General features: G+C 64.1%; 6 protein-coding genes. 4 read left to right on the plus strand and 2 right to left on the minus strand.

The features are described 5' to 3' along the window. Window positions 1-29: 29 nt before the first annotated feature. Window positions 30-2,111: a carboxy terminal-processing peptidase gene (locus tag ACW9UL_RS06295; protein WP_457789540.1), complete on the minus strand. Its 2,082-nt coding sequence runs from the start codon at window positions 2,109-2,111 to the stop codon at window positions 30-32. A 129-nt stretch (window positions 2,112-2,240) separates the two neighbouring features. On the opposite strand from ACW9UL_RS06295, the gene ACW9UL_RS06300 reads away from it, so the two are divergent. From ACW9UL_RS06300 to ahpF, 3 genes are all read left to right on the plus strand, one after another. After that, window positions 2,241-3,203, plus strand: coding sequence for a putative NAD(P)H-quinone oxidoreductase, PIG3 family (locus ACW9UL_RS06300; RefSeq protein WP_457789542.1), 963 nt, complete (start codon window positions 2,241-2,243; stop codon window positions 3,201-3,203). 155 nt (window positions 3,204-3,358) lie between these two features. Next, window positions 3,359-3,922, plus strand: a complete 564-nt coding sequence (ahpC, locus tag ACW9UL_RS06305) for an alkyl hydroperoxide reductase subunit C (RefSeq protein ID WP_021442365.1) — start codon at window positions 3,359-3,361, stop codon at window positions 3,920-3,922. Window positions 3,923-4,153: 231 nt separating this feature from the next. Beyond that, window positions 4,154-5,710 (plus strand): alkyl hydroperoxide reductase subunit F, encoded by a 1,557-nt coding sequence (ahpF, locus tag ACW9UL_RS06310; protein ID WP_457789544.1) that lies wholly within the window; start codon window positions 4,154-4,156, stop codon window positions 5,708-5,710. A gap of 114 nt (window positions 5,711-5,824) precedes the next feature. Here ahpF and ACW9UL_RS06315 read toward each other — a convergent pair whose 3' ends face one another. Further along, window positions 5,825-6,667, minus strand: coding sequence for a bifunctional allantoicase/(S)-ureidoglycine aminohydrolase (locus tag ACW9UL_RS06315; protein WP_206417406.1), 843 nt, complete (start codon window positions 6,665-6,667; stop codon window positions 5,825-5,827). A gap of 143 nt (window positions 6,668-6,810) precedes the next feature. Here ACW9UL_RS06315 and ACW9UL_RS06320 point away from each other — a divergent pair. Then, the coding region (locus tag ACW9UL_RS06320; protein ID WP_457790917.1) for a LysR family transcriptional regulator at window positions 6,811-6,950 on the plus strand (140 nt) is incomplete at its 3' end.

Raw genomic sequence — 6,950 nt, forward strand, 5'->3', positions numbered from 1 at the left:
TCTGGCTCGCGAGATCGTAAAGCAGGTTCTCAGTGCAGCGCCAGGGAGGGATTCAGCCCCAGGTAGTCGAGCAGGATGCGCCCGGACTCGGCCAGGTAGGCGTCGTCCTCCGGGGCGCTCTTGTCGTCTTCCGGCGGCAGGGCGTCCTCGTCTTCCTTCTGCAGTTCCTTGAGCAGTTCCTCGCCCTTGGCCTGGCGGCGGTTGTTCTCCAGCTTCAACTGCTTGGCCTCGACTTCGGCCTGGCGCGCGCGACGGGTGTGTTCGTTGAGGCTGACGCGGGTCTCGGCCATCAGCTGCTTGGCCAGGGTCAGGCGGTCGCGGGTGAAGACGAAGTCCGGGTCGTTGGCGGTGCGCCGGTCATGCCGGGTGGTCAGCTCGGCGAGGAAGGGCTTGATCGGATCCAGCTCGGGTTTGATCGCCGGGCGGATGCTGTCCCAGGGCAGGGCGGCGGGCAGGGCGCTCTCGCCGATGTCCTTGGTGTCCATCACGTCCGGGTAGAGGATGTCGGGGATCACCCCCTGGTGCTGGGTGCTCTGCCCGGAGACGCGGTAGAACTTGGCCAGGGTCAGTTTCAGTTCGCCGTGGTTGAGCGGCTGGATGGTCTGCACCGTGCCCTTGCCGAAGGTCTGGCCACCGAGGATCAGCGCGCGGTGGTAGTCCTGCATGGCGCCGGCGAAGATTTCCGAGGCCGAGGCGGACAGGCGGTTGACCAGCACGGCCAGCGGGCCGGTGTAGTAGGTGCCGGTGTTCTCGTCGGCGAGCACATCGACGCGGCCGTCGGCGTTGCGCACCAGCACGGTGGGGCCCTGTTCGATGAACAGGCCGGTCAGTTCGGTGGCTTCCTGCAGCGAGCCGCCGCCGTTGTTGCGCAGGTCGATGACCACGCCGTCGACCTTCTCCGCCTTCAGCTCGCTGAGCAGGCGTTTGACGTCGCGGGTGGTGCTCTTGTAGTTCGGGTCGCCGGCGCGGAAGGCCTTGAAGTCCAGGTAGAAGGCCGGAATCTCGATGACCCCGAGCTTGTAGTTGCGCCCCTCGTGGGCCAGGTCGAGGACCTTCTTCTTCGCCGCCTGCTCCTCGAGCTTGACCGCCTCGCGAGTGATGGTGACCACCTTGCTGGTCTGGTCGCTGGGCGCGTTGCTCGCCGGGATCACCTCCAGGCGCACGGTGGAGCCCTTCGGCCCGCGGATCAACTTGACCACTTCGTCCAGGCGCCAGCCGATCACGTCGACCATCTCGCCGTTGCCCTGGGCGACGCCGACGATCTTGTCCGCCGGGGCGATCTGCTTGCTCTTCTCCGCCGGGCCGGCCGGCACCAGGCGCACCACCTTGACGTGCTCGTTGTCGCTCTGCAGCACCGCACCGATGCCCTCCAGCGACAGGCTCATGTTGATGTCGAAGTTTTCCGCGTTGTCCGGCGACAGGTAGGTGGTGTGCGGGTCGTAGGTGGTGGCGAAGGCATTGATGTAGGCCTGGAACACGTCCTCGCCGCGGGTCTGCTTGAGCCGCGCCAACTGGTTGTTGTAGCGCTTGGTCAGCAGTTCCTGGATGTCCTTGGTGTCCTTGCCGGCGATCTTCAGGCGCAGCACCTCGTCCTTGACCCGCTTGCGCCACAGCTCGTCGAGCTCGGCGCGGTTCGCCGCCCAGGGCGCCTTCTCGCGGTCCACTTCGAGGCTCTCGTCGACATCGAAGTCGATCTTGTCGACGCCCTTGGCCAGCTCGGCCAGGGCGAATTCCAGGCGCTCCTGCAGGCGCACCAGGTGGCGGCGGTAGATGACGAAGCCGGGTTCGAGGTCGCCGCTTTTCAGCAGGTCGTCGAACTTGTTGCGCCACTGGTTGAACTCGGCGATATCGGCGGCGGTGAAGTAGCTGCGCGCCGGGTCGAGCAACTTGAGGTAGTTGTCGTAGATCTGCAGCGAACGTTCGTCGTTCAGCGGCGGCTTGTTGTAGTGGTGGCGCCTGAGCAGTTCCACCACGTTGAGGCTGGCAATCACCTGCTCGCGATCCGGCTGCAGGTAGTCCCAGTCGGCGGCACTGGTGGTCTTGGCCGCCAACGGCAGGGCACTGAAGCCGAGGACGAGGGCGAGGGCGGTGCTTGCGAGAGAGCGCTTCATGCTGATTCGACGTAGTGGCAGGTGATAACGCATATTAGGCCGTAATTGAGCGCGCCAGGTTCCGTTGGCGCCAGGCGGGAGGCCGACGGTCGACGTCGGGCCCGATTTCACTTCCACTATGGGGGCAGCATGAAGGCATTGCAAGGCGTCGAGGGGCGGGCACAGTGGCTGGAACAGCCGGCGCAGGCGTGCGACGCGGGGCAGATTCGGGTCAGGGTGGCCGCCGCCGGTCTCAACCGCGCCGACCTGCTGCAGCGCGCCGGTCTCTATCCGCCGCCGCCCGGCGCCAGCGAGGCGCTGGGCCTGGAATGCGCCGGGGTCATCAGCGAGGTGGGGCCGGGTAGCGCCTGGCAGGTGGGCGACCGCGTCTGCTGCCTGCTGGCCGGCGGCGGCATGGCCGAGGAGGTGGTGGTCGATGCCCGTCACGCCTTGCCGGTGCCCGAGGGGCTGAGTCTGGTCGAGGCGGCGGTGTTGCCGGAGGTCTATGCCACGGCCTGGCTCAATCTGTTCCAGCTCGGCGCCCTGAAGCCGGGCGAGAAGGTGCTGCTGCATGCCGGCGCCAGCGGCGTGGGGTCGGCAGCCATCCAGCTGTGCAAGGCATTCGGCAGCCCCTGCTGGGTCAGCGTCGGTTCGCCCGAGCGGCTGGCCTATTGCGAGGGGCTCGGCGCCCAGGGGGGCGTGCTGCGCGGCGACGACCTGCAGGGCCTGCGCGATTTCGGCCCCTTTGACGTGATTCTCGACCCGGTCGGCGGTCAGTACGCGACGCTCAACCTGGAACTGCTGGCGCGCGACGGGCGCTGGATCAACATCGGCCTGATGGGCGGGCGCGAAGCCAAGCTGGACCTGGCACAGGTGCTGGGCAAACGCATTCAGCTGATCGGCTCGACCCTGCGCAACCGCGACGACCAGTTCAAGGCCGACCTGTTGCGCGACCTGCAGCAGCAGGTCTGGCCGCTGTTCGTCGAGGGCCGGTTGAAGCCGCAACTGGAGCGCAGTTTTGCGCTCAAAGACAGCGAAGCGGCGTTCGAGACACTCGCCGGTAATCAGGTTGCAGGTAAAATCGTGCTGCTTATCGATCCCGATCTTGTCTGAGCAAGAGCTCTAGCCCGCGTCTGGCGCGGGCTCGGCCAGCGATTGGCTGATTCAATCAATATCATGGCCGTAATCAATAAGCTTTTTTTCGTTAGGCCGCTAAGATACGCCCTGTAAATTTTCAACCCTCACAGAAACCTCAGAAGGAGTCAGAGATGTCCCTCATCAACACTCAGGTACAGCCGTTCAAGGCCAACGCTTTCCACGCTGGCGAGTTCGTCGAAGTCACCGAGCAGAGCCTGAAGGGCAAGTGGTCCGTGCTGATCTTCATGCCGGCCGCCTTCACCTTCAACTGCCCGACCGAGATCGAAGACGCCGCCAACAACTACGCCGAGTTCCAGAAGGCCGGTGCCGAGGTCTACATCGTGACCACCGACACCCACTTCTCGCACAAGGTCTGGCACGAAACCTCGCCGGCCGTTGGCAAGGCGCAGTTCCCGCTGATCGGCGACCCGACCCACGCCCTGACCAACGCTTTCGGCGTGCACATCGCCGAAGAAGGTCTGGCCCTGCGCGGCACCTTCGTGATCAACCCGGAAGGCGTGATCAAGACCGTTGAGATCCACTCCAACGAAATCGCTCGCGACGTCTCCGAGACCCTGCGCAAGCTGAAGGCCGCTCAGTACACCGCCGCCAACCCGGGCCAGGTTTGCCCGGCGAAGTGGAAAGAAGGCGAAGCCACTCTGGCGCCGTCGCTGGACCTGGTTGGCAAGATCTAAATCTGCCAGCTCCCTTTCCGGTCTGTCACAGGCCGGAAAGGACCAACTCTGCGCTGTTTGGGCCATCAACCGGCCCTTGTGGTGCCCGATGCCCGGGCGCGATCCGTCCGGGCATTTTATTGCCTGCCATTCAGGGCAAGCCACCCAGCGGGCTGTCGCAGCGCGACGTTAAAAATTGTTTCCGACAATCTTTTAATCGCCCCGAATTCTTGTCATTGAGGACTCTCCACCATGTTGGACGCCAATCTGAAAACCCAGTTGAAGGCCTATCTGGAAAAGGTCACCCAGCCGTTCGAGATCGTCGCGTCCCTCGATGACAGCGCGAAATCCCAAGAGCTGCTGGGCCTGCTCCAGGACATCGTCGGCCTGACCGACAAGATCACCCTGAAGACCGACGGCAGCGATGCCCGCCGTCCGTCTTTCGCCCTGAATCGTCCGGGCGAAGACACCGGCGTGGCCTTCGCCGGTATCCCCATGGGCCACGAGTTCACCTCGCTGGTGCTGGCGCTGCTGCAAGTGGGTGGTCATCCATCGAAGCTGGATGCCGACACCATCGCGCAGATCAAGAGCATCGAAGGCAAGTTCGAGTTCGAGACCTATTTCTCGCTGAGCTGCCAGAACTGCCCGGACGTGGTCCAGGCGCTGAATCTGATGGCGGTGCTCAACCCCAACATCCGCAACGTCTCCATCGACGGCGCGCTGTTCCAGGAAGAAGTCGGTCGCCGCCAGATCATGGCCGTGCCGAGCATCTACCTGAACGGTGAGGTCTTCGCTTCCGGCCGCATGGAAGTGAAGGAAATCCTCGCCAAGATCGACACCGGCGCCGCCAACCGCGACGCCGAGAATATGAGCGCCAAGCAGGCCTTCGACGTGCTGGTGGTCGGTGGTGGCCCGGCGGGTGCATCGGCTGCCATCTATGCGGCACGTAAAGGCATCCGCACGGCGATTGCCGCCGAGCGTTTCGGCGGTCAGGTGCTGGACACCATGGCCATCGAGAACTTCATCTCGGTGAAGGAAACCGAAGGGCCGAAACTGGTGCGCGCCCTGGAAGAGCACGTCAAGGAATATGAAGTCGACGTGATGAACCTGCAGCGTGCTTCGGCTCTGGTACCGGCCAGCAGCGAAGGCGGCCTGCACGAAGTCAAATTCGAGAACGGCGCTTCGCTCAAAGCCAAGACCCTGATCCTCTCCACCGGCGCACGCTGGCGCGAGATGGGTGTGCCCGGCGAGCAGGAATACAAGGCCAAGGGCGTGTGCTTCTGCCCGCACTGCGACGGCCCGCTGTTCAAGGGCAAGCGTGTGGCGGTGATCGGCGGCGGTAACTCCGGCGTCGAAGCGGCCATCGACCTGGCCGGCATCGTCGCCCACGTCACCCTGCTGGAATTCGCCGACAGCCTGCGTGCCGACGCCGTGCTGCAGAAGAAGCTGGGCAGCCTGCCCAACGTGACCGTGATCAAGAGCGCGCAGACCACCGAGGTCAAGGGCGACGGTCAGAAGGTCACCGGCCTGGTGTACAAGGATCGCACCACCGAGGAACTGCACAGCGTCGAGCTGGAAGGCATCTTCGTGCAGATCGGCCTGCTGCCCAACAGCGACTGGCTCAAGGGCACCGTGGAGCTCAACCGCTTCGGCGAGATCATCGTCGATGCCAAGGGCGCGACCAATATCCCCGGCGTATTCGCGGCTGGTGACGTGACCACCGTGCCGTACAAGCAGATCGTCATCGCCATGGGCGAAGGCTCGAAGGCATCGTTGTCTGCCTTCGATCACCTGATCCGCCATAGCTGATCGGTTGCTGCATGAATGAAAAAGGCCACCCCTAGGGGTGGCCTTTTTCGTAGTACGCCGTGCGTGACCCTTATTCATCGGTGCGCACGGCGCACCCTACAGGGATGGCATCGCTCAGCGCTTCAGACCGCCCAGGGTCAGCGGCATCTGACGGTTCACATCCTTGTACAGCAGGTAGCGGAAGCGGCTCGGGCCGCCGGCGTAGCAGGCCTGCGGGCAGAAAGCGCGCAGCCACATGAAGTCACCGGCCTCGACCTCGACCCAGTCCTGGTTCAGGCGGTACACCGCCTTGCCTTCCAGCACGTACAGGCCGTGTTCCATGACGTGGGTTTCGGCGAAGGGGATCACGCCGCCCGGCTCGAAGTTGACGATGTTGACGTGCATGTCATGGCGCATGTCGCTGATCTCGACGAAGCGCGTGGTGCTCCAGCGGCCTTCGGTGCCGGGCATGACGATCGGCTCGATGTCCTGCTCGTTGGTGACGAAGGCTTCCGGGTAAGGCACGCCCTCGACTGGTTGGTAGGCCTTGCGCAGCCAGTGGAAGCGCACGGCTTGGCTGCTGTTGTTGCGCAGCGACCAATCGCTCTGCGGCGGGATGAAGGCGTAGCTGCCCGGACGCATGGCGTGCTGGGTGCCATTGAGGGTCAGGCTGAATTCGCCTTCGACGACGAAGATCACGCCTTCGGCAGTGGCGTCCAGCTCCGGCTTGTTGCTGCCGCCGTTCGGGCCGACTTCGACGATGTACTGCGAGAAGGTCTCGGCGAAGCCGGTCAGCGGGCGGGCAATGACCCACATGCGCATGTTGTCCCAGAACGGCAGGTGGCTGGTGACGATGTCACGCATCACGCCTTTGGGGATCACAGCATAGGCTTCGGTGAACATGGCGCGGTCGGTCAGCAGCTGCTCCTGACCTGGGTGACCGCCATGCGGTGCGTAGTAGTAGGGCGATTTGCTCATCGAGAGATTGCCTCGGCGGGTGAATGGCGCGGGGTTCGATCCCCGAGCGGAAAATTGGCTCCCATGCACTATAGGAATTCGCGGCTGGATTCGGAAATTAAATAGTAGAATGCCTGCCAGTGGCTTTCATGATGGGTGGCGACATGCTCGATCCCGTACTGTTACGCAGTTTTCTCGCCGTGGTGCAGACCGGCGGTTTCACCCGCGCGGCCGCCAGCCTGCACCTGACCCAGTCCACCGTCAGCCAGCAGGTGCGGCGCCTGGAGGAGCAGCTCGGCGCCGA

It is taken from the genome of Pseudomonas sp. PL-6 (assembly GCF_054110165.1).